The sequence below is a fragment of the Mycobacterium sp. genome (genome assembly GCF_050701675.1).
Taxonomy (GTDB): domain Bacteria; phylum Actinomycetota; class Actinomycetes; order Mycobacteriales; family Mycobacteriaceae; genus Mycobacterium.
On sequence record NZ_JBOGDD010001224.1, the window covers coordinates 1 to 2,663 of the forward strand.

Sequence of the window (2,663 nt, forward strand, 5' to 3'; positions counted from 1 at the left end):
GACGGTGTTCGTGATCGTCGATGCCCAGCATGGAGCAGTCACATCGGTGCGCATTCTCACTCACATTCCCGCGGCACTTGGCGCTCTGCTGGCGCTGCTGGTGTGGCGCCGGTGGTCGAAGCCCGCACCGGATCCCACCCGGACGACGGTTAGTGAAGAGAGCATCGCCCTGCCGCGCAATGCGTCTCGTGGTCGGCGCCGTGATCACCTGTGGTCGACGGACGGTGCGGCATGACCGCGCTCAGAGCATGACGCCGAACATGATGGCCATGCCCGCAGCCATCATCGCCTGAGATGCATCGCCAAGGAATCGGTGCGAGGCCTGAGCCGGTTCGGCCTTGGGTTGAACGAAGTAGCGGTAGAGCCACCACAGGGTTGTGACGGTGAATCCGATCGTGCACGCCCAGTTGAGGACGTCGACGTAGACCACATGGCCCGTCCCGACGCCGGGCAAGAGGTTTCGGTTCATGACGGCATACATCCACGCCATCGCAAGCATCATCGTTGCGTGGTAGCCGTTGACCAAGCGGTGGCCGAGGCCCGCGACGACGACACCGACGAACCAGACGGTGGCAAGTAGGAAAAAGACCATCGAGGCGATGGTGGGCAGTGCCGCTCCACGCGGCCATGCCATGACGGCCATCGCGACCGCCATCACTAGATGCAGCAGGTGGCTCACGACATGGGTCCAGGTGCGGTGTGACTTCACCAGCGCGTAGACCATCTCCGCGGCGCTGAGGACGAACAAGGCCGTGACGATCCACCGCAGCAACAGAGCGGAGATCATTGGGTAACCGGTGCCGTGCGAATGTTCTTCCACCAGCCCAGCGCGACGTGTGCGGTGGAACCGACGACGTCTTCGGACCCCGCGGGTTCTTCTAAGGGAGTGTGGCTCACGATGTTTGAGGCCTTCCTCAGCTGAGGATGATGTTCACGGTTCGTGAGAAATGGTCGGAGGGCAGCGGCGAAAAGTTCCCGGGCCACACCAGCTCTACGACGACCGGTCGTAGACTCGTCGTCGTCAGAACACTTCAACGAAAGCCGTGACCGTGATGGACGCTGAGCGGGCATGCCCCGCAGAGTCGGTGACGCGCCGCAGGCTAGCCGTGATCGCCGGCTGCGCTGTGTCGCTGGTCGGTTTGTTCGTCTACGCCCTGGCCTCCGGTAATCGCGTCTACGTTCAGACCGGCGACTCGTATCCGGGCCTGGCTACGGCGGCCGCCGAACTGCTCGGGTACTTTCTGGCTGGCCTGTCCGGCGCTGTGACGTTGGGCGGGTTGCTGTTCGTCGTCGTCACCGCCCTACCGGATGACCGCGGGGTGATCGATCGGACAACCTTCCGCACGCACGTGCTGGTGGAGTGCGTCGCACCGGTGTGGGTGGCGGCCGCCGTTGCGATGGTGGTGATCCAGGCCTCCAGCGACAGCGGCGCCCCGCTGACCCGTCTCCTAGCCAGCGGTGGCATCGTCGACGCGGTCCTGGCCTCGCAGATGGCGCGCGCGTGGATCGTGGTGTCGCTCATCGCGATCGGCGTGGCCACGATTGTGCGCCTGTCGCTGCGCTGGGCCACCCATGTGATGCTGCTGGTGCCTGCAGCGATCGGCGTCGTGGCCGTGCCGGTCAACGGAAACGCCGGGCAGGGCCCGGATCACGATTACGCAACCAGCGCCGCCATCGTGTTTGCGTGCTTGCTTGCGGTCTGGGTTGGCGTCGTGATTGCGGCGGCCATCAATCCGGCGGGCAAGGCGGCGACACAACGCGTGCTGGTGATCGAGGTGGCGGCCGGGTTCGCCACACTTGCGTACGGCGCTGTACTGCTCGGGCTGCTTGCGGGCAGTGATCTCGTCGGCAGTGGCTACGGCCGCGCCGGCGGCGTGGCCACGATTCTGATACTCGGCACGTGGGTCGGCCAGCTCCGGACGCTCAAGTCTCACCGACCGGTCCGGTCTCGGTTGATTCCGGCGTTCTGGGCGGTCGCGATGACCGTGGCGTTGGCGCTCGTGGCAACCATGGCGACCCAAGTCCCTCCGCGGTTCCTGGTCCACCAATTCACCACGTGGGACGTGTTTCTCGGCTACACCCTGCCGGACCCGCCGACCGTGGTGCGGATCCTGGAGGCGTGGCGGTTCGACGTCTTCATCGGCTGCGGTGCCGTCGCGTTGGCGCTGGCCTACCTAGCGGGGTATTTCCGCCTGCGTCGCCGCGGCGACCACTGGTCGGTGGGACGACTCGCCGCTTGGCTGGCCGGATGTGTGATGCTGCTGTTCATCAGCAGTTCTGGAGTCAAGGCATACGGGTCGGCGATGTTCAGCGTGCACATGGCCGAGCACATGACGCTGAATATGGGTGTGCCCGTCTTGCTGGTGCTGGGCGGTCCGGTGACGTTGGCGTTACGGGCGTTGCCCGCCGCGCAGCAAGGTCAACCTCCGGGTCCCCGCGAGTGGGTGATGTGGTTGGTGCACTCGAAGGTGACCGCCGTGCTGTCGCATCCCATCGTGGCATTCGTCTTGTTCGTCGCATCCCCGTACGCGGTCTACTTCACCCCGATATTCAATACGCTGGTGCGCTATCACTGGGGCCACGAGTTGATGAGCGTCCACTTCCTGCTCGTCGGGTACTTGTTCTTCTGGGGCATCATCGGCATCGACCCCGGTCCTCGGAAG

At 65.0% G+C, this 2,663-nt stretch carries 2 protein-coding genes and 1 pseudogene; 2 read left to right on the forward strand and 1 reads right to left on the reverse strand.

The features are described 5' to 3' along the window. Window positions 1-235, forward strand: a pseudogene (locus ACRDUX_RS38045) (zf-HC2 domain-containing protein); the annotation flags it as partial. Between the two features lie 6 nt (window positions 236-241). Here the strand turns inward: ACRDUX_RS38045 and ACRDUX_RS38050 are convergent. Continuing rightward, window positions 242-787 carry a DUF5134 domain-containing protein gene (locus ACRDUX_RS38050; protein ID WP_526422260.1) on the reverse strand — a complete coding sequence of 182 codons (546 nt, stop codon included), beginning with the start codon at window positions 785-787 and terminating at the stop codon, window positions 242-244. A 265-nt stretch (window positions 788-1,052) separates the two neighbouring features. On the opposite strand from ACRDUX_RS38050, the gene ACRDUX_RS38055 reads away from it, so the two are divergent. Continuing rightward, window positions 1,053-2,663 (forward strand): cytochrome c oxidase assembly protein (locus ACRDUX_RS38055; protein ID WP_526422262.1); only part of this gene is annotated, 1,611 nt, incomplete at its 3' end.

Bases quoted from the DNA above. Each gene is read 5' to 3' on its own strand.
- ACRDUX_RS38050 (WP_526422260.1), bottom strand. From the start codon at position 787: ATGATCTCCGCTCTGTTGCTGCGGTGGATCGTCACGGCCTTGTTCGTC.